Source organism: Thermoleptolyngbya sichuanensis A183 (assembly GCF_013177315.1).
Classification (GTDB): domain Bacteria; phylum Cyanobacteriota; class Cyanobacteriia; order Elainellales; family Elainellaceae; genus Thermoleptolyngbya; species Thermoleptolyngbya sichuanensis.
Genome location: NZ_CP053661.1, coordinates 907,217 through 932,188, shown reverse-complemented (window position 1 = coordinate 932,188; position 24,972 = coordinate 907,217). Strand labels below are relative to the sequence as shown.

Sequence of the window (24,972 nt, the reverse complement as noted above, 5' to 3'; positions counted from 1 at the left end):
TCCTGGAAGTCCGGTCGATTCATTTGGCCGACATTCTGGCGTGGAGCAGCAAGTCCCTGAGCCAATGCTGGGCGAAACGGTTGCCCCATAGGGCGATCGCGCTTTGTTCTGTCTCCTGCCGTCCTGTCTCCTCTGTTTCTTTGCAGCTTCACCATGCCCTGGTTCGTCAAGATCGAAAAAGGGCTTGTGGACAAGGCAACGTTTGATCAATCTGTGCCAGCCCACAAGCAGTTTGTCCGTGACCTGATCGCCAAAGGGCATCAGGCTAAAACCGGGTACTGGGCCGAGCGGGGCGGAGGAATGCTGCTGTTTCAGGCAGACTCGATGGAAGAAGCTAGGGCGATCGTGGCGCAAGACCCACTAGTGCAAAATGGCTGCGTCAGCTACGAGCTACACGAGTGGAAAATCGTGGTCGAGTAACACAAGGCGTTGGGTAATTTTGAGCGAGAGCGCATGGCAGACAACGGCGACGGCTACAAAGTGGTGGCAGAAAACCGACAAGCTCGGTTTGAATACGAGATTCTGGAAACCTTTGAGGCCGGCATTGAGCTAGTCGGCACAGAGGTCAAGTCTGTGCGGGCGGGCAAGGCCAACCTGCGCGACGGCTTCGCCCTCATCCGCAACGGCGAAGTATGGCTGCACAATGTCCACATTTCACCCCATGACACCGCCAGCCAATATTTCAACCACGACCCCCGCCGCACCCGCAAGCTGCTGATGCACCGCCAGGAAATTCGCAAACTGATTGGCAAAGTCGAACAGCAGGGCCTGACCCTGGTGCCGCTGAAAATGTACCTCAAGCGCGGCTGGGTCAAAGTTTCTCTGGCGCTGGCACGCGGCAAAAAGCTGCACGATAAGCGCGAAGACCTGAAGCAGAAGCAAGCCAAGCGAGAGATGCAGCGGGCAATGAAGCGATAGGTGGGAATGAAGCGATAGGTGGGAATGTTGATTTTCGATTTTGGTTAGTGTCCCGATTTATTCGCCACCCCCAAAATGACCAATCAAGAGCAGCCATAGCGGTCGCCAGATCGAAGTGGCGAAAAACTAAGGACACTAGCGATTGGCGAGTTTGGATTGGCGCGTTTGGAGGGTGGATCGAAAGATCGAGGTTAACCCGTAAATTGCAAAATTAGGCAAAATGTTAGGGGTTCTGTCTTGACCCAGCAAACCGGATGACGCAATCCATCCAGCCCCTTTCAGAAGCAGTCGTCAATCTCATTGCAGCGGGCGAGGTGATCGACTCGCTGGGGGCGGTGGTGCGAGAGCTGGCGGAAAACGCGCTGGACGCGGGCGCAACTCACGTCAGCATTGCCGTATGGCCCGAGCGGTGGTCGCTGCGCGTGGCGGACAATGGCAGCGGCATGAGCCATACCGATTTGCGCCGAGCAGCCGCGCCCCACAGCACCAGCAAAATTCACGCTAGCGAAGACTTGTGGAACATCCGCAGTCTGGGCTTTCGGGGCGAGGCGCTGCATAGTTTGGCGCAATTAGCCGATCTGGAAATTGGCAGCCGTCTAGCAGGCTCGACGGAAGGCTGGTGGGTGCGCTACGACTGCCAGGGCAACCCCGTCTTGGAAACCACGGTGGCGATCGCCCCTGGCACGGTGGTCACGGTTTCGCACCTGTTTGGCAACTGGCTGCCCCGCCGCGAGGGATTGCCGCCGATGACCCAACAACTCCGCGCCATCCAGCAGGTGGTCTATCATCTGGCGCTGGGCCATCCGCAGGTGACGTGGGTGGTTCAGCAGGGCGATCGCCCCTGGTTTAGCCTGTGGGCCAGCCAGACGGCGAGACAGATCCTGCCCCAAATCCTGCGGGACGTGCAGCCGGGGGATTTGGTGGAGGTTGAGTTGGGAGTTGGGTTGAGGGCGGATGGGAGTGGTGAGGATGCCAGCACGCCCCATCCCCCGCGCTCCACATTCCTGATTGGTCTACCCGACCGCTGCCATCGCCGCCGCCCAGATTGGGTAAAGGTGGCAGTGAATGGGCGGGTCGTTCAGCTTCCAGAACTGGAGCAGACGATCCTGGGCGCGTTTCGCCGGACGCTGCCGCGCGATCGCCATCCCGTTTGCTTCTTGCATCTGCATCTGCCGCCGGAGCAAATTGACTGGAATCGCCACCCGGCCAAAGCCGAGATTTACCTAAAGGAACTAGATCGGCTGCAAGCGCAGGTGCAGGAGGCGATCGCCCACGCCCTCAGCCTTCATGCCCATAGCCTCAGCGACGCTGCCCATAGCCAGCGCCTAGGGCAAGTGCTGAGGGCTGCCGAGTCTGGCGGGGGCTACAGGCTGGGCAGACTGGACGAACCGAACCAGCCCATCGGCGAGGAGTCTCGTGAAGAATCTTCTGAGGAAGCTTCTGTGCCTGCGTTCCCGCCTTCTTCCGCGCCCACTCCGCTGCGGGCGATCGCCCAGGTTCATAACATGTACATCTTGGCAGAACACCCCGCAGGCATCTGGCTGATTGAGCAGCACATTGCCCATGAGCGGGTGTTGTATGAAGAACTGTGCGATCGCTGGACCGTAGTGCCCCTCGATCCGCCTGCGCTATTGCCCAACCTCGCGACGGCCCAGGTCGAACAACTCGTCCGCATTGGGCTGACGGTGGAACCCTTCGGAGAAGCACTGTGGGCCATCCGCACGGCTCCGGCTCCGCTGGCGCAGCGGGAAGATTGTACGGAGGCCCTGCTGGAACTCAGCTTGGGCGGCGATTTGGAAACGGCGCTGGTAGCAACGGCCTGCCGCACGGCTATCCGCAATGGCACGCCGCTGACCCTACCCGAACTGCAAACCCTCCTCGATCGCTGGCAGCAGACCCGCAACCCACGCACCTGCCCCCACGGTCGCCCGATTTGCCTGTCGCTGCAAGAGTCCAGCCTGTCGCGCTTTTTCCGGCGGCATTGGGTGATCGGCAAGAGCCACGGAATTTAGAAATTTAGGGGTTGAAGTTTAGGGGTTGCAGATGTGATTCTGTCCCCAAAGAACTGCCTACGGCTGAGGAGAGGCTTCCAGCGTAACGGCTGTACCGCCTTCTTCTTGCGGGGTCGGCCGAGGCGCTTGTTCTGGTGCCAGTGTTTGGATGGTGAGCGCTTGGGGTGGCGTGGCATCGGGCGGGTAGAGCAGTTCAACCTGCACCTGACGGCGATCGCCCCGTCTCAGATTTAAGGTCAACAGCGGCTCACCTTGCTGTCCTCGTCGCTGCACCACATGCACATAGCGGGTCTGGGCCACTCCCCAATCGTTCACATATCGCAGCCGCAGCGTCCCTCGGAAAAAGATGCGGCGATCGGGCGGACTCAGGAACCGCAATGCCTGACCCCGCAGCGATTCGTCCTTCATTGGCGTTTGGAACAGCAGCGCCACAGTCTGCTCCTGATTGGTGTTGTTATACAGCGGCAGCGTCAGGTTGTAGCGCACGCCATAGTTGCCATGCCCCCGATAGGCAGTATCTGGATAACGAACCAGCATGGGCGCACTCTGAATTTGCCCAGTGCCCAGGGTGTGCCGATCGACCGTGCTAATTGCATAGGAAATCGCTCCGCCCCGCTGGGGAATCGTCAAGTGATCAACCCCATCGCCATCCGTCAGCACAGCATCCCAGCGAGAACCCTGCGTCACGCCAGATACCCGGCTGTAATAAAACCGACCAATTTGGCGGGCATTGGGCGGCGTTGGAACGCGATCGCGCGGCCCAGCCACATCGCCCTGCTGCAAGAGTGCCAGCCACTCCTCCATGCGGGGCGATCGCTCGGTGCCGTTGCCATTCACCCTGGCAAACATGCCCAAACTCGCCAGATGCACGGGGCCATCGCTGGACAAGTGCAGCAGCGCCGATCGCCCGTTGATGGGCAGATTGGCATTGGATGGACGAGCCGGGCGACGCGCCTCACCGTTTTGCACAACATCGGCTGCCTCTGCCGCGTCTAGCCCCATATCCTCCGGATCGACAATGGGCAACGGCTCACGATTGCGGTAAGACTGCAAGCTCCGCAGGGGAATGGGTTCGTTTAGCAGCAGTTGCACATACCGGGGTGGAATCGTCACCCGCTCCGGCAAAATGGCTTGGCTCAGCCCTCGCAAGATGTCGCCCATGGTGCGGCTGCCTGGCCCTGCAAACACCGTGGGTCCGGCGTTTGCCACGTAGGAGGGCAGATCGTAGAACGGGGCTTCCTGGCTCAGGTAACTCGCAGACTGATGAACCTGAATCGTCACCGGGCGATCGGATGGATTGTAGGCCAGAAGCCCAATGTAGAGCGTCCGCACGTCGGTTGGCGTGCGCCCTTTTGCAATGTGATGGGCGAACACGTCAAAGCGCCCTTCAAAGGCGTAGTTCAAGTGGGCAGAGGGAACGCGCATCCCCTGCGGGGGAAAGGTGGATAGCAAGATGCCTTCTTGCTGCACTAGTTCCGGGCTGTTGCTGTTAAACACTGGCACCGAATCAAGCTGCCCCGGCAGTGGGCGCACCTCTTGAGCTTCGACCACATGGCTGAGTCGTGGGGTCGGTGGAGGTGGCGTAGGGATGTAGACCTCGGCCGGGGTGGCTTGAGCTAGGGGAAACAGTGGCAAAAATGGAAGCATGAGAACCTGCAAGAAACCCAAATCTAAAAGACTCCAAATCACCTTGAGAGGGGCAAAAGCAACAGGACAAGTCGGGTCAGATCAAGCAGAAAATGTCGAGCTTGAGCAGATCGAATGAGCTGACCCAAAAAGCCCCGATTTTTACTTTTGGCAAAAGCACCTAAGGAGTGCGCTTCATCCTCAAAAGCGGATGTGCTAGTCCGCCTATCGCGCTGAGCCGCGCCTTCTAGCGGTCAGCGGTTTACCAGAGTCAAAAGCGCATCTGTAGACAAGTCCCAAGGGAAAGGGAGGATCGACCGTGATCCACAACGCAACGCCTTGTAATGCAACGTCTCACCATATCACTCCAAACCACTACACACTACTTTCACAACTAGGGCACACCCGGAAGTCGTGACAGCGAGCAAGGGGGCATAAGCCGCTGGTCGCGGTTCCTCAATCAGGTTACCCAGAGATTGACTAGAAGACACATGTACCTAATGTCTCAGCTTGAAAACCCTGTCAAAACTATACGAGAAATCGGCACAAGATGAAGAAATCCTAAGGGAGTTGATCCGGGATTTTTTAATGCCTAGTCGAGGTTTATGCTTCCTTTCAGGAAAGAAGGCATAAGTTCATCAAAAATTCACAAACTAAATTGACAAACCAGCCTGCGAATCTTGCGAATCTAGGGAGGATGTCTCCAGAAAAGTGGGTCAAGAGAAAAGTAGGTTAAGAATTGAGGGTTCCCCGCGTCACGCCGAGCTGATTTTGTAGCTTGAGATCTTTCCACAGCGCAGTTCCGCTTAATGTTCCCTCCAGCAGCGCTTGATATCGCTGGATGGTTTGCATGACCTGAGCAGGCGTTTCGTTGAGAAATTCTAGGCGAAACGCCTGTGCCCCAAGCTGCATAAGTCGATGAACCGCTTCTGCTCCAGTTTGGGCAGTGCCGTTAAATACGGTGTTGCGACAGCCTGCGTCGGCTTGCAGGATATGCTCTGTGCCCGTGCGATCGCGCAACTTGACTACCTGCTTTTCGCAGGGGCGACCACAGTTTGTATAGTCTGTCCCAAGGGACAGACACGCGCAAAAGACGCAGTGTTCCATGTGAAACATGGGCATGTGCTGATGAATCGTGACCTCAAACCAGTCTGGTGGGCAACTGGTCAATAGGCCCTCTAGCTGCTGGAGGTTGAGATCGTAGGACGCGGTGAGTCGCTCTAGCCCCGCCCGTTGAAAGTAGTCGGCGGAGAGCGCGTTGGCCACATTCAGCGAAAAATCGCCGATACGGCGCTGGTCGGCGAAGAACTGGAGATGGTCGTAGTTTCGCACTAAATAGCCATCTGCTTGGGCATTCTTCACCTGCCGCAAGATCCAGGTTTCGCTGGGTTTGGTGATGCGGGGCGGCGCAACGAAAATTTCCAGGGAGTCAGAGTTGGGGTGACTCCGAACCAGCCCGACCGCTTCGCGGTATTTGCGCGGGTCTTCAAATTCGCAGTAGAGCGTGCGGAGTCCGGCAGTGAGGGCGGCCTGAAGTTGTGGCAGGGTGCGGGTGAGGGCGATTAGGTTGGTGGATGCGGGAGAGCAGGAGGGAGCAGGAGCAGCGGGCAGGAGGGTGTGCAGGGTGGCATGGGGGTTGAGATGCCAGGGTTTTGGCTGGGCGCGCTGGGCTTCGAGCTGGGCGACGAGTTCCCGACGAAGGCGGTTGAGTTCGCTGAGGGGCAGCATGGTGGCGTTGCCCAGGTGATTTTGCAGGGAGTCGAGATAGAAGGGCGTGTTGCCGAGCCGTCCCAGTTGTGCCCGCAGGCGTTCGGTGGTGAGGGGCTGGGTTTGGGCGATCGCCAGTGGCAGTTCCGATTCTATCTGGGCGATGTGGCCCTGTTCGTCGCGGGCGATCGCCACCAGCGGCTGCCCCGCTTCCCCATGCACTTCAATGGCAATCGGTCTTTGGACCTTGGGCGTGTCGCCTGCATAGCTCTGGCGAAGCTGACGATCCAGTTCGGGGTCACTGGTTTTCCAGAGGCGATCGCCCACGCGCACCCGCCGCCAGTCTATTGCGCCGCGCCCAAAGGTGAGCGTTGCTTCGTTACCCTGCATTTCGACGGAATACACCCGGCCGCCTTCTTCCGGGGCATCGGGGTGGCCGCTGTCGAACACCACACCATCGCCCGGTTTTAGCGGAGCCTGGAGCCTGATCATGGCTCGCTCGTTGCGGAGGCGGGTCACTTCGCCCAGATATACGCCCCGCTTTTTGCCAAATCGCGCATGGACAAGTTCCTGGTTGTTGATGCCGCGAAACCATCCCGTGTAGAGGCCGCGAGAGAAAGCCATTTCGAGGTTGTAGCGGTCTTCAGGAGATGAGGCGCTGGGGCGTGCTGCGAATTCATCGCTCTGGCGCTCTGAAACCATCTGCCAAACGCGATCAAGCGCGTTGCGATAGACCCGCGTGACGTTGGCGACGTATTCTGGCGATTTCAGGCGACCTTCGATTTTCAGGCAGGCTACGCCTGTGGCTACCAGGTCGGGCAATACGTCGAGTCCAGATAGATCCTGGGGGCTGAGCAAATAGTGGCGATCGCCCAAATCCACCTTCTGCCCGTCTGCAATGAGATCGTAGGGCATTCGACAGGCCTGGGCACACTCGCCCCGGTTGGCAGAGCGGCCGCCGAGGGATTCGCTGGTCAGGCATTGCCCAGAGTAGGCGACGCAAAGCGCCCCGTGGACAAAAACTTCCAGCGGCATGGACATCGCGCGATTCGCGCCGCGATCCCTGAGGGAATCGCCCAGTTGCTGCCGGATCTTTCGGATATCCTTCAGCGAACACTCGCGGGCCAGCACCACCAAGTTGCAGCCCAGCGCTTGGGCAAAGGCGACCCCGGCAGCGCTGGTGATGGTCATCTGCGTGGAGGCGTGGATGGGGAAGTCGGGCGACAGGTGGCGAATTAGGCGGCAAATGCCGATATCTTGAACAATCGCCGCATCTACGCCTGCCGCGATCATAGTTCGCACATACTGCTCGGCTTCGGCGAGTTCTGCCGGAAAGACCAGCGTGTTCAGCGTGACATAGCCCTTCACGCCGCGCCGATGTAGAAATGCCATCAATTCCGGCAAATCGGCTTCGGTAAAGTTTTGCGCCCGCATTCGCGCATTAAACCGATCCAGCCCGAAATAGATTGCGTCGGCTCCGTTTTCGACCGCAGCACGGGCGCAGTCCCAGTTGCCGGCGGGGGCCAGCAGGTCTGGGCAGCGCGGTGGGGCGATCGCCACTGGACTTGAAGACAGCAGAGTATCCATAACGCTGTATCACGCTGTAGCTGAGGGGCTATTATGAGCTATTTAGGAGCGATCTAGGGGCTATTTGGCGCTATTTGGGCGCTATCTTTGGCTCAGTCCGCAGAAATTTCTTGCGCCTCGCGCTCATCGGCTTCTGGCTTTGCCCCAGAAGGAACTTCGAGCGGCGGCGGATCGGGTGGGGTGTGGGCTTCAGCAAGGGGCGCAGAGCCAGATTCAGCGGCGATCGCCTCCGGTTTGCGCTCCGAAAAGCCCCAGACAAACAGCAGCGCAATCACCGAAATCATTGCCCACTGGGGCGGCACCAGGCTGTCGTTAAACACCTTAATCAATAGGCGTAGCCCCACCAGCCCCACGGTGATGTAGCCCGCGTCTTCCAGATGGGTATATTCATCCAGCCAGCGGATAAATAGCCCCGCCAATAGCCTCAGCGTGAGAATCCCGATCAGCCCGCCCGTTAGCACCAGCCACACTTCCTGAGACAGGGCGATTGCCGTGGTAACGCTATCCAGCGAAAACGCCAGATCCGTAATCGCAATCATCGGAATGGCCTGCCAGAGTGATGTAAAGCGCGGCCCGTGGTGGTGGTGTTCGCCGTCCTCTGTTTCATCGGAGGTGAAATACTTGAACACCAGCCAGAGCAAATAGAGCGCACCCGCCAGCTCAAACTGCCAAAACCGAATCACCCAGGTTGCCGTCAGAATCAGGATGACCCGAAAAATAAACGCGACGAGTAGCCCCAAATTCAGCGCGTCTCGCTGCATTTTTTTGCCGTCTAGCCCTTGGGCGATGGCCGCCAGCGCGATCGCATTGTCGGCGGATAGCAGCGTTTCGAGGGCCACCAGCACCGTCAGCAGAAGGAACGTGTCTACACCCAGGTTGGGAGACAAGTCGAGCAATCTATCTAGCATGGCGGCAATCTCTAGGCAAACAGCAACGCAAACAGCAAACGCAAACAGCAGAATGTCTGCAAGAATCTGTAAAAAACTCTGCTAAAAAGCAGCAGATCAACGCAAGTTTGACAAACTGCGTCTCTCACAGCATATCGAATTTAAACCCAAATCTTTGTCTCAGAAAATTCCAGGGATGAATCCAAAGCTTTTGCGGGTTCAGCAAAAACGTCTGACCCGTGCATGAAATCCGACCTCGACCCGACTCGCTTCGTTGGGCTGAAATCCGGGTATGGTGAGGAGGCGATCGCACTATGCAAACGCGCCCGCTGCTACACTGCTTCTCCGAATCGTTCCTGCTTCTCCGAATCGTTCCCTCCCGTGCTTGGTCATGTCGTCCTTTTCTGCTGATTCTGCTAGAAACCTGCTTAAGAACTTGCCTGAGAATTTGCCTGAGAACTTGCCCGCACTGCTGGCGCGATTTCGGGCTGTGTATCCCTTCGCTAGCCTGATTACCGACCTGCTGACCGTGCAAAACGGGCGTTATATCGTGCGGGCTAGCGTAATCATGGGTGGGCTGACGCTGGCCACTGGGCTGGCCGAAAGCGCCAGTATCGAAGACGCAGAAGACCGGGCACGGGGGCGATCGCTCCAGGCGTTGGGGCTGCATGGATTGGGCATGAATGACGGATCAACGGCCGCTGTCCAAACCTCTGTTCAGACCCCTGCTCAGACCTCTGTTCAGACTCCTGGGCAAGTAACGGGGCAAGTAACGGGGCAAGTAACGGGGCAAATCGGTGGGCAACCGGGCGGGCAGTTGAGGGGGCAATCGGGCGGGCAAATTGGCGAGACTGATGGCCAAACGCCTGAATTTGCGCCGATGGATGCAGCCTGGAATCGTTCACCGAGCGGTTTGCCCAGCGCCAGTTTGCCCGTGGAGAGTGCGGGGTCTGCGATGCCGCCGATTGCCCCAGCGCGTGACTTTGTCACCGAAGCGGCGACACTCCCCACAGAGAGCGACTGGGACAAACCCGACCCGCTTGACCCGCCCCTGCCGCCTGAAGACGAGCTAGACTCTGGCCCCGTCGTGGCAGATTTTTACGCCCATATTTCCGCATCCGACGACGGTTTTTCAGAAGCCTCCGAACCCGTCGATTTGTCCCAAATCACCAAACCTGCCTCACAGATCAGCGCCAAACCCTCTCGCAAGAAGTCCGCTAGCCCGCCGCCCAACCCCGAACCCGCGCCGCCTGGCCCCGCCCCCGCCTCCATCGACTTTTCCGATATCCTCGCCCAGACCGATGTGGAACTGCGCCGCCTGGGGTGGGATGCCAAGCGCGGCCGCGAACACCTGAAAGCGACCTACAGCAAGCGATCGCGCCAGGAACTCAACGAAACCGAACTCTACGACTTTCTGGATTTTCTCAAGTCTCAGCCCAATCCCTGACCCACAGCGCTTCATCCTCTGCTTAATCCTCTGATGTCTCTAGATGCGATAGATGCGATCGCCGCTCAACTCGAACGCTTCGCCATGGTGCAATATCCGCTAGAAGTGTCGGCCGTGATCACCTCAGCCCTATCGGGGATGATCGCTGCTCGCAAGAAAGGGCTGGATCTGGTGGGTGTGTATGCGATCGCCTTTGTGAATGCCTTTGGGGGCGGAACCTTGCGCGATGTGCTGCTGGATCGGCGACCGTTCTTTTGGGTACGCTATGAGGGCTATGCGGTGCTGGTGCTGCTGCTGGCGGCGCTATATGTCTACGGGTCGCGCCTGCTGAAGCCAGTCAAAGCGCCTGCCTATCGAGTCTTTGCGCTGTTGGATGCCTTTGGGCTAGCGCTGTTCAGCATTTCCGGTACGGCCTTTGCGCTGGAATATCGAATGCCGCCGTTCACCGCGTCGCTGCTGGGCGTGATTACGGGCGTGGTGGGCGGCGTATTGCGCGATATCTTGCTGGTGCAGATTCCCGTGGTCTTTCGCAAAACCGCCACGCTCTACGCCACCTGTGCCTTTGTCGGCTGCTGGGTTTATCTGGTGCTGGTGCTGTGGCAGGTGGATATGGCGATCGCCACCGTTGCCGGGTTTTGCACCATCGTTCTGCTCCGAATGCTGGCGCTACGCTATAACCTGACGCTGCCCACCCCACGAGAGGAAGAATAAAATGAAAATCAGGGATGGCTTGCTCAGGGCAATGAGCTAAGGATTAGAATTAAGGGTCGTCAAGTATCTGGTGCCAACTTCACAAACCCAACCCAACAGGCTTCTTGATGAATTTGACCATTAGCCCCGATGGAATTGAACTACCGCCGGGTAGTGAGGTGATCTTGCGTCATCAAAGCTGGGCAGATTACGAAGGGCTGTTGTCAAGCCGTCGCGATCGCGCTGCGGTCAAAGTCTACTTTGGAGTCAAGAAACAGGAAATTCGTTTGATGGCTCCTTTGCCTGGCCATAGCAACCGCTCCGCTACCCTCACTGATTTGGTGAAGGCGCTGCTGCGGCATCAGAACCAAGACTGGCACGCCTTCGATCCCCTCACGCTGAAGCGAGTCAGCCAAACCGGAGTAGAACCCGATGCCTGTTTTTACATCCAAAATCGATTGGCTATTTTGGGTAAAGAACGTATCGATTTGGAAATTGATCCTCCGCCGGATCTAGCGCTTGAGGTCGATCTCACGTCTTTTACTCAGCCAGCAGATTATGAGGCGATCGCCATTCCAGAACTCTGGATTTATCGGAGTCAGGGCCTGCGAATCTACATCTTCGACAGCGAACACTATCAGGAAAGCGAGGTCAGCGGCATTTTTCCAGATATTGCGGTCAAGCAGTTGATCCCCCGCTATGTCGAGCTAGCCTGGAGCCAAGGCTCAAGCAGCGCCCTGCGCGCTTTTGAGGCAGAGCTTGCATAAGCCCCCTTGCATAAGCCCCGTTGTTAGCTTGTCTGCTCAGCCTCTAATCCCCGACCCATAGTTCCTGATCCCTGACCCCTGACCCCTTAATCCTCACTTCTCCGTCATGGTCCACACGCCGTCTTGCCAAGTTTCGTCGTTGGGCGGATGGCTGAGCCAGTGGGTGCAGCGGTCGAGGTGGAGCTTGGCGGCTTTGTCTTCGTTGTTCACGTCTTGCAGCAACGTGGCAAAAGCGCTCATCGCTTTAACGAAATCGCGATTCAGGTAATGCTTGCGCCCTTCGTGATAGAGGTCAATCAGCCGCTTTTTCTCGTCGGGAATGATTTCGTCACGCAGCCCAACGAGTTCATAAATGCTGACGGGCTGCGTCTTGCCCTTCACCCGGATACAGTCTAGCTCTCGCGCCCAGACCCGATCGGCGCAAGGCTTGTAGGTGTTCTCGCTGATGATGATGTCGGTGCCGTATTGCTTGCTGGCGCTTTCCAGGCGCGACCCCAAGTTAACCCCATCGCCAATGGCCGTGAACTCCATGCGGCGGCTGGAGCCGATGTTGCCGCTGATGACGATATCGGAGTTGATGCCGATGCCGATCCGAATCGGTGGCTTTTGGCGCTGTACCCGGTCGGCGTTGAACGCGGCAAGTCGGTGCCGCATCTCGATCGCCGTTTGTACGGCCATCCACTCGTGGTCGTCCAAGGGCAGCGGCGACCCAAACACCGCCATGATGGCATCACCGATGTACTTGTCCAGCGTGCCCTTATAGGTAAACACCGCGTCTACCATGCTCTCGAAATACTGGTTCAGCATTTCGACCACCTCTTCGGCGGTCATGCTCTCGGTCAGCGTGGTGTAGCTGCGAATGTCGGAAAACAGGACAGACACTTCTTTGCGATCGCCCCCCATTTTGGCAGCGTTGGGGTTCTCAAAGAGCAACTGCGCCACTTCCTGCGACATATAGCGCGACATGGTGCTTTTTAGCCGCTTTTCGCCGCTGATGTCGTCCATCACCACCAGCGCTCCCGACACCTGCTCTGGGTCACTCGCATCGGCGATGGTGTTAATCGACAGGTTAATGCTGTGCTGCTCCACGCCTTTGACCGCGTTCAGCGTTTGATCCGGGTAATACTGCTGACGGCACTTGTCATCTGTTGGCATGAGCGCCATTTTGAACCACTTGGAAAAATCCCCCTTTTCCAGCCCAATCAGTTCCTCGGCGTGCAGCCCCTCCAGCGGGTCAGTGTCGCTCAGACCCAGCAGTTTACGGGCGCTTTCGTTGGCGGCGATGATGCGTCCCTCTTTGTCGGTGGAGATAACGCTGTTAGAGAGCGATCGCAGAATATCGCGCTGGAGTTGCTCCTGCTGCTTCACCGTGGCGAACAGCTTGGCGTTTTGCAGCGCCACACCCGCCTGAATGTTGAACGCCTGCATGAACTCCTGATCGTTTCGGTTAAAGCTAGCCCGCCAGATCTCCGGCGCTTCAGGATAGTTTGCCGGATCGTAGGGCGGATGGTCGCCCTGCTTTTTCTTATTGATCAGTTGAGTGACGGCGATTAGTTCGCCATCTGCGTTGAACACGGGCATACACAACATGCTGCATGTGCGATAGCCCGTCTTTTTGTCGGTTTCCTTGGCAGTGTCGGAGTTGGGGTGGTTGTAGAGGTCGTAGGGAATGAGGACTGGCTCACCCGACATCGCCACCTGCCCCGCAAAGCCTGCATCCATCGGGATGCGAATTTCTTGCAGCACGCCGTTGATCGGCAGCTTTGTCCAGAGCTGGTGCTGGTCGCGATCCAAGAGCCAAAGCGTGCTGCGATCGGCCTGCATCAGTTCCTGGGCCTCTTCCATCACGCGTCCCAGGGTTTCCTCCAGATCTAGGCTGCTCTGGCTGAGAGATTTGGTCGCCTTCATCAGCGCCGAGGCGGCCCGCTGCTGCTGGGTTGCCTTGTAGAACGAGCGGGACGATTCCAGAATCAGCCGGATCGAGGGCGCAAACTCTTCAAACACCTGCTCATCTTGCGCGGTAAAGCCGCCCAGGTCGATGCGCTCGTCTAGGTGCGCTTGCAAATCACAGTTGGGCTTGAGCTTGTTGATCAGTTGCACGACGGCCACCAAGTCGCCCTGATCGTTCAGCAGGGGCATGGCCAGCATGGTGTAAGTGCGGTAGTGATTTTTCTTGTCGAGCGCCTGAGCCGCCTTAGAGCGGGGATCGTTGTAAAAGTCGTAGGGAATGTTGACGACCTGCTTGGTGGTGGCGACTTCGCCCGCAATGCCGACATGCTTGGGAATTCGCAGTTCCAGGTTATTGCCGTTTTCGTCTTCGGCGACGATCGCCCACAGTTCGTCTTTCTCGTCGTCTAGGAGAAAAATAGTGGCGCGATCGGCGTTCAGCAGTTCCCCCGTTTTCAGGGTGATGGAATGCAGCATCTCGTTCAAGATGGCATCAAATCCCTGAGAATCCATCAGGTTGTCGAGCATCGAGAGGGTTTGATTAACCACTCTTAGCTTTTGCTCAACATCGGTAACGACCTGCTTGAACGTATCCTGGGTCAGCGGCGCGAGAAAGGACGAGAAAGATCCCTTGGTGGTGGCCAGGGCGCTGCCGGGGTTGGGTCTGCTGGAGGGGCTGGTGGCGCTTGGGTCGCTGTTTGGATTGGGGGGAGGGACGGGGGGGGAAGCGGGTGATTCTGGCGGCTGCGATCGCCCACTCAATTGCCCAGCACTCGAACCATCGGTGAGGACTTCTACCTCTACCGTAACCGTTGCATTGTCCCCATCAAGCGGGTCGGCCGATGGGGAGGATGTGGAATGTAGATGCGAGGAGGGGGCGCTCATGGCAGTTCCAGGTAGAAACAGGGCGATGCGTCTGACTCAACTTCTTTCAAGTTACCCAAACGCCATTACGGATTCACAGCCAATGAATTCGACAGTCCTATGCATCTCCTGTGCATCTTATGCAACGAACCATGCAATGAGGGCTTAGGAGAAGCATCTGACGGGGTTTTGAGGTGGCGATCGCCCTCGTATTTATCCTACCAAGGGGCGATCGCGCAACTCCATCCCCATCCGCAAAATGCCCAAGCTGGATGCACTCATTAAGACTCTAGCCGCCCAACTGGGGATCGACAAGGCGCAGAGGATACGGAATCATCCAGACATAGGCATCCAGACATAGGATTGTTGCTCCCTCAAAACCCCCCTTATCATCAGCGGCGGCGTGGGTGAATCCCTGTTCATCTGATTGGTGATTTATCCACCGCTCCAGTTCTTCCTCCAGTTCTTCATTGCTTGCTTAGTTTGCTTAACGAAGCCCTTGAGCATCTGGTATCGGGCAAGGCGCGGTATCGGATTGTGCTAAAACGTTAGGATTTCGCCTGCCGATGTTTAGCCTGCCAAAGCGCAAAACTCTAGAGATGCGAGTTGACTGCTTGGGTGCATCGCACACAAACAATCAACTCGCATCCGGGTTTCGGCCCACGTTCAACGCAGTCCTCAGTTCTTCAAAGACCGACCTGACCGCTGGTGGCCAACACGCGGGCGCTCACGCCAAAGACCCGCAGCAGCCCCTCCGAGTCGCCGTGGTTATAGTCGCCCACGCCCTCCATTGAGGCGTTTTCTTCGGAATAGAGGATGTGGGGCACGTCGTCGGCCGCCACGAAGGAGATATTGCCTTTGTAAAGGGACACGCTGATGGTTCCGGTGGCGAGTTCGGCCGTGTTGGCGATCGCCGCCAGCATCATCTGCGTTGCCCGGTCAAACCAGTAGCCCTGATAGATTTGCTTGGCCACCAGGAGCGAAAGCTGGTCATAAAACTCCCGCGCCCGCCGATCCAGAATCAGTTGCAGCAGATAAGCATAGCAAGTGCCCAGGGTTTCTACGCCGGGGCTTTCGTATACGCCGCGCGACTTGATGCCCACAAAGCGGTTTTCGACCAGGTGCGTGCCGATGCCGATGCCGTGCTTTCCGGCGATCGCATTCGTCTTCAAAAACGCATCCACCAGATTCACCGATTCCCCATTCACGCTCACCGGACGACCCTTTTCAAACCGCACGGTAAAAGCTTCTGGCGTGTCGGGCGCATCCTGCGGATAGCAGCCCATAATCGGCTTCACAAACTGGGCCGGGGTGGTCAGCGCCTCCAGCATTCCCGATTCATGCGTCAACCCCAGCAGGTTGGCATCGGTGGAATAGGGCTTGTCTTTGGTAGCCGTCACGGGCAGCCCGTTTTCCTGACAGAAATCAATCATCTCGCTGCGGCCGGGGAACCGCGCCAGAAAGCTCTCGTCGCGCCAGGGTGCATACACCTCAAACTCTGGAGCCAGCATATTGGTAATTAGCTGAAACCGCACCTGGTCGTTGCCGCGCCCCGTTGCGCCGTGGCTAAAAATCGTCAGCCCGCGCTGCTTCATTTCCAGAATCATTGCCTTGGTCAGGGAACAGCGGGCGATTCCCGTGGTGTTCCAGTAGCGCCCTTCGTAGCAGGCCTGCGACTGGATCACCTTGAGGCCGTCTTCGGCGATCGCCTCTCGCACAGGCAGCAGCACAAAGTCCACCGCGCCCGCCTTCAGCATCCGCTGGCGCACCGCATCCATGTCTTCTTCATCCGGCTGCCCCAGGTCGGCCGTAAAGCACACCACGTTTACGCCCTGGTTTGTCAGCCAGCGCGTAATGGTGCAGCTATCTAGCCCGCCCGACCCGGCAAACGCAACGGTTTTTCCCTTTAAATCTTGCACTTTCATGAACAGCCTTCCTCAATCTAAGCAGCGCCTTTGCTTGAGCAGCGCACGACCAGTCGTGATGGGTTCAAATACTGGCGATCGCCTCACCCAGAACAGAGAGCATTATCCCCTGTCTTTTGATAAATTCTGTCGGGCTGGGTACAGATTTCTGATGCAGATTCCAGGCTAAGGATGAAATCACACATCCAAACAGCAGTTTTGGGCGTAGTGTTCATTAGGATTCATCGCGAGTCTTGATTCCAAGCGCTATCGAACGCCTCAAAGCCATGATTCATCCCAAAAAGATTCTTTTCCATTTCGTTCTGGGTGCGCTGACGTGCCTATCTCTCATGGGGCTGTCTACCCCGTCCCTGGCCCAAGCCGTCTCTGGCAGGATGCGTCCGGCAGACCCCGCCCCCATCGCAGAGGTGCGTCAGGCAGAAACTGTGCTGCTGGCGCAGGGGATGACCCGCTCTTCTTTACAGCGCTTTTCGGCAACCCTGAGCCGGGGTGCAGTGGTGGGCGCGTCTCCCTCTGGTCGGGCGACAGGTGTGGCCGGGGCCGTGCTGGCGGGCGATCGCCTGGTGGTGCGGGGCGACTTTCGCAATTTGGCTGGTCCCCTGCGCGACTATACCGTTGACCCCACCGATCCGCCCAACCCCAACATCACCTCAGCCGTGCATATCCATCGGGGCGAACCCACCGCCAACGGCCCCTTCCAGTATGCGCTGACGGTGACGATGAGGGGCGATCGCGACGGTCGCTTTGCGGGAGAATACACCCTCACGCCAGAACAACGGCAAGCGCTGGAAAGCGGCAATCTCTATCTTGATCTTCACACCACGCGCAACCGGGCCGGCGAACTGCGCGGCGTGCTGCGTCCTTACTAACGCCCGGACTCGCCCAAGCCTCCGCCCGTTCCTCCGGGTCTAAAGGACGTTGGTTCTCCGCTGGCTCTTGACAAGTTGGCTCTCAAGCAGAAAGGTCTGCCCCCACTTCCCAATCGGTGAAGTGGGGCTTTTTCATTGCGGAACCTGCTGCCAGAAATTGTAGACCTAATAAAAGAAGACCCCAGAAATTGATGGTCTGGGCTACGAGGGTTATGGCAAAACGATTGATGACTCATGCAATTCGGGTGAAGTGGGCGGCGGCCGTGGTGCTGACGGCGGGGCTGGGAACGGCCATAGCCTGCACCCCGTCTGCGCCCGACGCAGCCACTCCCGATCCTGCTGTGGTGCTGCATCCTGTCGATGCGCCGCTACGGCCGCCGCTGACAGAAGACGCACTCCGTCAGGCAGAGGCCGAGATGCAGCAGCGGATTCAGTCCGATCTGGACTTGCTGGGGCTGGGCAAGATTGGTTCAGTGGGGTCGCCGATTTCTTCAGAACTGGTCGCCTATCGGCAAACCTGGGCAGAGACAGACCCAGACATGGCCCCGTTTTTGGGAACCTGGGCCAAAGAGTGGGATATGCTGCCCCATTACTTTATGACGGTGTTTCCGTCGGAAGTACCAGGGCGCGTGTGCCTGGTGCGCTATAGCAAGCAGGAAACGGCAACCGTGCCGTTTGAGGTGTATGACACGCCGCTAGAGTTTTCCGTGGCGCAGGTGGCGGAGGGGCAACTGCTGGCTAGCAATACGCAGTCTACGCGATCGCTCTTGCGGCAAGTGACGGTCTCAAACTACGACAGCGAGTTTCTGGCAACGGTGGAGCCAACGGGAAACATGCAGGTCTATGCGTCCCAGCGGCCCCCTGCGATCGACCCCACCTGGCCCACAGCGCTGATGGAGCAGTTTCGTGCGGCTGGGTGTCGGGAGTAGAGCGATAAAAAAGGGCGATCGCCTCTTGCGCTGGGCGATCGCCTCTTACGATGAACCGACTTGCAACCTAGCCGCGATTTTTAATGAGCATTACGTCTACAATCTTCTCGGCCGCGGCTTCGGAAATGCCAAGGGCTTGATAGAGATCGTTGAGAAACTGCTGCTCTTCCTGGGTGACACGGCCGTCGGCCAAAACCAGATCGGTGGCAACTGCAAAGGCCGATTCCTTCAGTTCAAAGGGGAGAGAGTCTTTGGCGATCGCAAACAAAACGCCGACCCCATCCCGCCGCAGGATGCTGAACAGCTTGTCAAACATCCGTCGCATAATGTCGCTTGAATAGCTCCGGAAGAGCTGCATGCGGTTCAGCGTACTCATCAGACCCGATAGCTCCTCGTCTGCCAGATAGCCGTCAGAAGCAACTGCGGCCAGGGCGATCGCTGCATAGGCTTCGGCTGGGCTAAAGGTTTCCTGAACTGTGTTTTGTACGCCAAACATTCGGTCGAACAAACCCATAGCAATATCTCCAAAGTAGAAGGAATGAGCCGCGCCGACAGCCTGTTGGTCTGATGGCTCATCTTTCAGCCAGTCTGAGCAGCTACGGCCTAATTCAGAGTTCCCTCAATTCCTCCAACTCTCTCCGCCTTTGCTCGGACTGGCGACCAACCGCATAAGTTCTACTTGCCTAAGCCTAAGCCTGGGTCTGTTGGGGCTGGTTGGCAGGCAGCTTCAGCGGAATCTCAAAGCAAAATTCTGACCCCTCAGCGGGGCAAGAGGTGCATTTCAGCGTACCGCCGTGGCGCTCGGTAATGATTTGATGGCAAATTGATAGCCCCAGCCCGGTTCCGCGTCCCACAGGTTTAGTGGTGAAAAAGGGATTAAAGATCCGCTGCTGCACGTCCGTCGAAATGCCAATTCCATTGTCTGCGATGCACACCGAGACGCGATTCCCTTCGACCAGACGGGTTCTAATCCAGATGGTGGGAATCTCGTCTTGTTCCTCTGGCAATAAATCCTTGGCCCAGTCCATGCAGTATGCCGGGGAATGAGCCTGCCCAGCGGCGCTGCGTAAACCATCCACCTGTTCTCGCATCGCCTCCAGAGCATCGACCGCGTTGCTCAAAAGGTTCATAAACACCTGGTTAATCTGTCCGGCGTAGCACTCGACAAGCGGCAGATCGCCGTATTCCCGAACAATGCGGATACCTGCTCGACTAGGAGTGCCCCGGAGACGGCTATTGAGCAACAGCAGCGTACTGTCCAGCCCTTCATGCAGATCAACGGACTTGACCTCAGACTCATCCAACCGGGCAAACACACGGAGCGATCGCACGATTTCACTAATCCGCTGCGTGCCAACCTGCATCGACCCCAGCAGCTTGGGCAGATCATCCTGAATGAATTCCAGCCCTAGTTCCTCTGCCTTTTCGCAGATCGCTGGCACCTTTTGGAGATGGGTCTGATAAAGGTTCAGCATCTCCAATAAGCACTGCATGTACTCGCGGGCATGGAGCAAATTGGACTGAATGAAGCTTAGGGGATTGTTAATCTCATGGGCTAGACCTGCCACAAGCTGCCCCAAACTCGACATCTTTTCCGTTTGAATCAGTTGCGACTGAGTGGCCTTGAGATCTCGCAGGGTTTGCTCAAGGTGGGCGTTGTTCTCTTCTAGCTCCTGGGTGCGTTGCCGGACTTGTTCTTCCAGGTTGCTGTTGGCGCTGGCCAGGTCTGCCTCGCGCTGCTGCACCTGCTCTACCATCCGCTCAAAGCTGCTTGCCAGTTGGCTAATCTCATCTCGCACATAGCGACGATGAAACTGTGTCAGCGCCCGATCGTACTCGCCTTGGCTCATTTGCTCGGTGGCATCGGTCAGATCGATAATCGGTCGCGTAAAGGAGCGAGCCAGCAGCGCCACCAGACCCAGCAGCAGCAGGTAGGTGCTGCCAAAGGCGATCGCCAAGCTTTTGCGAATGTCTCGCTCAACACTGTAGATCTCGTCAGCCTGAAAATCGATCCCCAGCAGCCCAATCACCTGCCCTTCAGCATTTTTAATCGGGCCATAGGCAGAAATCCAGTTTCCCCAAGAGTCGGTGTAGGGCGAGAGCGTCAGCGTCACCTCCGAAAATCCCTGATAGAGGCGAGTTTCGTCCGGTGTGGCGAGGTAGGCTTCCCGAAAGCTTGTGGCGTTCTCCGGCTGCAAGACTCGCAAGCTATCCCCAATCCAGAGTGCTTCGTAGGGTTTGGCTCCCTTCACCAAGGTATAAGGATTGGCCCGTGGCTCTACGTTGTGAATTCGGATCAGCCATTCTTGATGGCGCTGATAGAGCGGGTTTGAGGCGGGCACTGGCTCGCCCTGCGGCGCAGGCAACTGGGAAAGCTGGGAAAACTCGGTCGCATCAACACCGGCGATCGCCCCGTCCAGCGTATTCACCATGTCCTGCCTTAGCCCCTCCCTCACCCGATTTAAAGCTTTGCTATAAAGCCAGCCGTATAACCCGACAAAAACCAGCCCGCTGACCAGCGCAAAGCCCAACATGAGCTTGAACTGGAGGCTGATAAATGGAGAGCGAGGCTGTGAAGTAGAGCAGCTAAAGCGGCCACTGCGCGGCAAAAAGTCTAAGGACATAACTGGCACACTCTCGATCCAGGTTAGGAAGGCCAGCGCTGGGATGTGCTGAATCTCGCGATGAATCTCACTACTTAAGATGCCCGATTTTTCAATCGTTTAACAGAATAACCCGCGAAAAACTCTCACTTCAGAGCATCCATTCGTTGGGATGTCCTGAGCCGCTAGCTTGTGGCAATGGCTTCCTCTCTCTGAGCAGCCCAAAAAAGGCAGGGGCCGGGGGGCTAGGGAGAGGACGGCGACGAGGGGGCTGGCAAAACCGGGATTTCGACGGACTGAGTTTGTCGAGGGGGTTCGGGTATGTCGGAACTGGGCTTGGTTTTGTGAATGCTCTCTGAGAGAGGAGGCGCTTGCACAGGAGGGGGAGGTTCAGGCGGAGCAGGCTCCGACGAAAAGCGGGAAGGGGCGGGGGGCTGTGAAACTTGAGGAGGTGGCTCTACAGGAACCGTATCTGGCGCGGCCCAGGCCGGTTCATCGACTGGGGGAAGACCTGATGGATCGGCGAACTCTTCTGGAATTTGGCGGCGGGTCTGGATTGGAGGAGACTCTTGAAACTGTCGTTCTCGAATCGGTGCTGTATGAGGGGGCGCTTCGGGTAGCACCTCTTCCGAAAAGGCTTCTGGGGAATACCGCCTGACTGGGTCATCTCCCACCCAGCCTTCGATCGGCGGAAAGGATTGCTCATTATTCACGAACGGATCGAGCAGCGCCGGTGGCTCTCCGGCATGAGGATTTTGAGAGTGGTGGCGGATGGCCCAGCCCAAGGCTGCACCCCCTAGACCAGCAACCACAGAGGTTAGCAGCAGCGACGCGATTAGCCAGCCCTGTCTGCCCTTGCCAGACGATGGGGGCGCAGAGGTTGGCGAAACTATAGCTGGCGAAACTATAGCTGGCGAAACTATGATCGTTGTTTTGGGCTTTCCCCTTGCTGCATCGGCGATCGCCCCCTGAGGTAGCTTCTGGTGCAGCTTTTGGGGCGGCTTTTGGGATGCTGCCTGAGTCGTTGCCTGAGTTGTTTCTTGAGTCGTTTCTTGGAGCGTTGCCTGAGATGACTCCAGAGGCGATTGGTTGCCACTGCTGCTAGCCCCGCTGCCGTTCATCTCTACGTCGATGCGGTCGGATGGGGTGATGGAATTGGAGCCAGAGTCGTTGGGTGGAGTCATAGGCGGAGTTGTGGGGAGGATCACTGCGGATTGTTGGGCAAGCATTTCCAGAGGATGGCCATGGATTGCTTGTGAAGAACAGCCGCCGCGCTGTTTAGAATACTTCACCATTCCCAACCATCCTACCGTGATCGGGATGCTCCTATGTTTACAGCAATTTACCGCGATTTTCAGCGCTAGCGCTGGGGAAATTGGCAAGCTAGGAGATGCTCTGCCTGTTGGCGCAGGGTCTCTGGGTCGCCCTGCAACTCGCCGTCCAGCGTCGCCGCCAACAGCCTATCTAGCATGGGTTTGAACTGCTTGCCGGGTTTGTATCCAAGGCGCTTGAGGTCGTTGCCGTCGAGGGGCGGTTTCACTTGCGACCAGACGGTGAGATAGTGCCAGATTAGGCGGCGGCGGGGGCGCGGGCTGCGAACCGTTAGCAGGGCCAGCGTGGGCAGGTCATAGGCGGCGAAGTGGCGCACGATCTGGCTGGGACGCAGCGGTTCGGCAGAGTGGTGCATTGACTGCTCAAAGTCATCCAGGGCAGTTTCAACGGCGTGCAGGCTAGCGAGGCGCTGGATGCTGTCGGCAGGAAGCTGGAGTCCAGCGGCGATGCGCTCTCGGACGCTAGACGGATCGTTGGGTGCAGCAGGTTCCGGTGCGTCTGTGGCGGAATCGGCGGGCAGGTGAGCGATCGCCACTTCTAGCAGCAGTAGCCAGTGTTCTAGCCGATGGTCAGGGTCAAACCGGGTCAGCCAGCGATCGCCCAAGCGCAGTTGCCGCCACAGTTCTGCGTCCAGCGTCAGGGCGGGGTGCAGGCAGCGCAGTGCGTCCAGGTCAGCCAGTTGCCGAATGGCTGCTTTCCAGTAGGGCGCTTCCAGGATGAACTTGAGTTCGCGCCGCAGACGGGTTTGCAGCGCTGGGGCCCGGTTCATTTCTTCCTGAATGCGGAAATAGACCCCGCTGGCGATCGCATGGCGAATTTGCGCCTCCGTTTGCGGGTCGAGGGTGAACCCCAGGCGCACAGCAAAGCGCACCGCTCGATAGATGCGGGTGGGGTCTTCGATAAAGCTGTTGGCGTGGAGGACTCGAATCTGGCGATCGCGCAAATCCAAAATGCCGCCGAAGAAGTCGAGCAGTTCCCCCCGGCGCGGTTGGGTCAGACGAATTGCCATTGCGTTGATGGTGAAATCGCGGCGATAGAGATCCTGGCGAATTGAGCTGGCTTCGACTTCGGGGTTGGCAGCGGGGTAGGGATAAAATTCGGTGCGGGCGGTGGCGATGTCGACCCAGAGCGAGCCAAGCTGGGGATGGTGATGCCAGGTGAGGGCGGCGGTTTGAAATTTGCCGTGAACCTGGAGGCGGGCTTCGGGATGCTGCTGCTGGAGCGATCGCGCCAGTTCTACACCTGCTGCCTGATCGGCCGCCTGGTGAAAGCCGTCTACAACTAAGTCAATGTCTGGCAACAGCAGCGGCCCGTGGGTTTGCAGCAGCAAATCGCGCACCGACCCGCCCACCATGTATAGCTGCCAGCCCCGCGCTGCGGCTAGGTCGGCCGTGTCTCGCAAAATGTCCCACAGGGCGGGCACGAGGCGATCGCCCAGCATCTCCCAAATCGCCTCCGGCAGCGGACACAGGCCGCCGCGCCCGGTTGTGCCATTCAGCGCCTCGCCTTCCCGCTGCTGCCACACCTGCCGCAGCACGTCCGTCCGCGTCACAATGCCCACTAGGCGATCGCCCTCCAGCACAGGCAGTCGCCCAATGTCGTAGGTCACCATGAGCGATTCGATTTCTGGCAGCGGCGTACTAGGGGTGATGGTTTTCACATTCGTCGTCATGTAGCCCTTAACCGGGGCGTGCCCAAAGCCGTGGTGAAAGGCAATGTCCAGATCGCGGCGAGAAATCACGCCCACCAGCCGATCCTGCTCGTCTACCACCGACAGACCAGAATGCCCATAGCGCAACAGAATTCGCTGGGCCTCGGCAATGGTGACATCGGGACGAATGGTGCGGACGGGGGACGACATCAGGCTGCGGGCCGTGGGCGGGGTTGGAATCGCAGTGCGTAGCCGCTGCACCAGTTCCGTTAGCGTGGCTTGAGGAGCGCTCGTTCGCAGCGTTACCGCCGCTGCCGTGGGATGCCCCCCGCCACCCAGCGGCTTGAACAGGGCCCCCAGGTCTGCCACTGCGCCGCGACTGCGCCCGATCACCGTCAGACGCGACTCGCCCAGGCGTTCCTCCGACTCGCCCGATTCAACTTGGCCATACTGCGCCGCCAGCAGCAGCATGTCACTTTCCGTCAGCGTGGTCAGGTGGCTGGTCAGGCTGGAGAGGCCGGGAATATAGTCTGCCGTGGGCAGCAGCACCCACGCCAATCGATAGCCCTGCACGGTTTCGGTGTGGAGCTGATCGAGGGCGATCGCCAGCAAGTCTTGAAGCTGGGGCGACAGACCCGGTTCCACATAGGCGGCGATCGCCTGCACGGTCGCACCCTCCTGCATCAGCCAGGTGAGCGCCGCCGCATCGCGCACGGTGGTATGGTCGTAGGTCAGCGACCCCGTATCGACATGAATCCCCAGCGCCATCACCGTTGCTTCCGCAGGCGTGAGGCGAATTTGGCGCTGCTGCAAAGCTTCCGCGATCAGGGTCGTGGTTGCCCCGACAGCTTCGATCTGCTGCGTTTTGGCAGGAATGTCGCCGCCGCCCTCTGGATGATGGTCGTAAACGGTGATTTCTACCGGGAGACCTAGCCATTCCGCTGCTTTGCCGAGGCGATCGCGCCATTGTGTGTCTACTACGGCGATCGCCCGAATATTTTGCGGGTTCACGGCCCGCCGCTCGATCAGCGCATACTCATCCCGGTGCAGTGCCAAAAATTCCTTGACCGCAGGATGACTGCCCCCGGTCAGCACAATCCTCGCCCCCGCCCACAGCCGCGACAGCCCGACCGCCGCACCCAGCGTGTCGAAATCAGCCGTGGTATGGCAGAGGATGAGATCCATGAGGGTTCAATTTCTGATAGCTTAAC

At 58.2% G+C, this 24,972-nt stretch carries 17 protein-coding genes; 8 read left to right on the top strand and 9 right to left on the bottom strand.

Annotated elements, in window-relative coordinates:
* Positions 1-153: 153 nt before the first annotated feature.
* From HPC62_RS04060 to mutL, 3 genes are all read left to right on the top strand, one after another.
* The gene (locus HPC62_RS04060) at positions 154-420 is read left to right on the top strand and encodes a YciI family protein (RefSeq protein WP_172353862.1); all 267 of its coding nucleotides are present in this window, start codon (positions 154-156) and stop codon (positions 418-420) included.
* Between the two features lie 33 nt (positions 421-453).
* Positions 454-918: an SsrA-binding protein SmpB gene (gene smpB, locus HPC62_RS04055; protein ID WP_172353861.1), complete on the top strand. Its 465-nt coding sequence runs from the start codon at positions 454-456 to the stop codon at positions 916-918.
* 254 nt (positions 919-1,172) lie between these two features.
* The gene (gene mutL / locus HPC62_RS04050) at positions 1,173-2,930 is read left to right on the top strand and encodes a DNA mismatch repair endonuclease MutL (protein ID WP_172353860.1); all 1,758 of its coding nucleotides are present in this window, start codon (positions 1,173-1,175) and stop codon (positions 2,928-2,930) included.
* A gap of 57 nt (positions 2,931-2,987) precedes the next feature.
* On the opposite strand, the gene HPC62_RS04045 is transcribed toward mutL, so the two are convergent.
* From HPC62_RS04045 to HPC62_RS04035, 3 genes are all read right to left on the bottom strand, one after another.
* On the bottom strand, positions 2,988-4,577 hold the full coding sequence (locus tag HPC62_RS04045; protein ID WP_172353859.1) for a DUF3370 domain-containing protein: 1,590 nt from the start codon (positions 4,575-4,577) through the stop codon (positions 2,988-2,990).
* Between the two features lie 711 nt (positions 4,578-5,288).
* Complete coding sequence (locus tag HPC62_RS04040; protein WP_172353858.1) at positions 5,289-7,850, bottom strand: U32 family peptidase; 2,562 nt, start codon at positions 7,848-7,850, stop codon at positions 5,289-5,291.
* Between the two features lie 92 nt (positions 7,851-7,942).
* The gene (locus HPC62_RS04035; protein WP_172353857.1) at positions 7,943-8,758 is read right to left on the bottom strand and encodes a TerC family protein; all 816 of its coding nucleotides are present in this window, start codon (positions 8,756-8,758) and stop codon (positions 7,943-7,945) included.
* A gap of 370 nt (positions 8,759-9,128) precedes the next feature.
* Between HPC62_RS04035 and HPC62_RS04030 the strand changes: the two genes are divergently transcribed.
* The 3 genes from HPC62_RS04030 (at position 9,129) to HPC62_RS04020 (ending at position 11,641) form a co-directional block, all read left to right on the top strand.
* Positions 9,129-10,184, top strand: coding sequence for a hypothetical protein (locus tag HPC62_RS04030; protein WP_172353856.1), 1,056 nt, complete (start codon positions 9,129-9,131; stop codon positions 10,182-10,184).
* A 33-nt stretch (positions 10,185-10,217) separates the two neighbouring features.
* A complete protein-coding gene (locus tag HPC62_RS04025; RefSeq protein ID WP_205370440.1) occupies positions 10,218-10,895 on the top strand; it encodes a trimeric intracellular cation channel family protein in 678 nt (225 codons plus the stop codon).
* A gap of 107 nt (positions 10,896-11,002) precedes the next feature.
* Positions 11,003-11,641, top strand: coding sequence for a Uma2 family endonuclease (locus HPC62_RS04020; RefSeq protein ID WP_205370439.1), 639 nt, complete (start codon positions 11,003-11,005; stop codon positions 11,639-11,641).
* Between the two features lie 93 nt (positions 11,642-11,734).
* On the opposite strand, the gene HPC62_RS04015 is transcribed toward HPC62_RS04020, so the two are convergent.
* Together HPC62_RS04015 and argG are read right to left on the bottom strand one after the other, a co-directional pair.
* Positions 11,735-14,473, bottom strand: coding sequence for a GAF domain-containing protein (locus HPC62_RS04015; RefSeq protein ID WP_172353854.1), 2,739 nt, complete (start codon positions 14,471-14,473; stop codon positions 11,735-11,737).
* A gap of 665 nt (positions 14,474-15,138) precedes the next feature.
* Positions 15,139-16,377 (bottom strand): argininosuccinate synthase, encoded by a 1,239-nt coding sequence (gene argG, locus HPC62_RS04010; RefSeq protein WP_172353853.1) that lies wholly within the window; start codon positions 16,375-16,377, stop codon positions 15,139-15,141.
* A 266-nt stretch (positions 16,378-16,643) separates the two neighbouring features.
* Here argG and HPC62_RS04005 point away from each other — a divergent pair, with 266 nt between their 5' ends.
* Positions 16,644-17,246, top strand: a complete 603-nt coding sequence (locus HPC62_RS04005) for a CHRD domain-containing protein (protein WP_172353852.1) — start codon at positions 16,644-16,646, stop codon at positions 17,244-17,246.
* Between the two features lie 227 nt (positions 17,247-17,473).
* Positions 17,474-18,175 carry a hypothetical protein gene (locus tag HPC62_RS04000; protein ID WP_172353851.1) on the top strand — a complete coding sequence of 234 codons (702 nt, stop codon included), beginning with the start codon at positions 17,474-17,476 and terminating at the stop codon, positions 18,173-18,175.
* A gap of 67 nt (positions 18,176-18,242) precedes the next feature.
* Here the strand turns inward: HPC62_RS04000 and HPC62_RS03995 are convergent, their stop codons facing one another.
* From HPC62_RS03995 to HPC62_RS03980, 4 genes are all read right to left on the bottom strand, one after another.
* Positions 18,243-18,689, bottom strand: coding sequence for a tellurite resistance TerB family protein (locus HPC62_RS03995; RefSeq protein ID WP_172353850.1), 447 nt, complete (start codon positions 18,687-18,689; stop codon positions 18,243-18,245).
* Positions 18,690-18,864: 175 nt separating this feature from the next.
* Positions 18,865-20,799, bottom strand: coding sequence for a sensor histidine kinase (locus HPC62_RS03990; RefSeq protein WP_225910605.1), 1,935 nt, complete (start codon positions 20,797-20,799; stop codon positions 18,865-18,867).
* 224 nt (positions 20,800-21,023) lie between these two features.
* Positions 21,024-21,962 carry a hypothetical protein gene (locus HPC62_RS03985; RefSeq protein ID WP_172353849.1) on the bottom strand — a complete coding sequence of 313 codons (939 nt, stop codon included), beginning with the start codon at positions 21,960-21,962 and terminating at the stop codon, positions 21,024-21,026.
* Positions 21,963-22,138: 176 nt separating this feature from the next.
* Complete coding sequence (locus HPC62_RS03980) at positions 22,139-24,946, bottom strand: CBS domain-containing protein (RefSeq protein WP_172353848.1); 2,808 nt, start codon at positions 24,944-24,946, stop codon at positions 22,139-22,141.
* Positions 24,947-24,972: the final 26 nt, after the last annotated feature.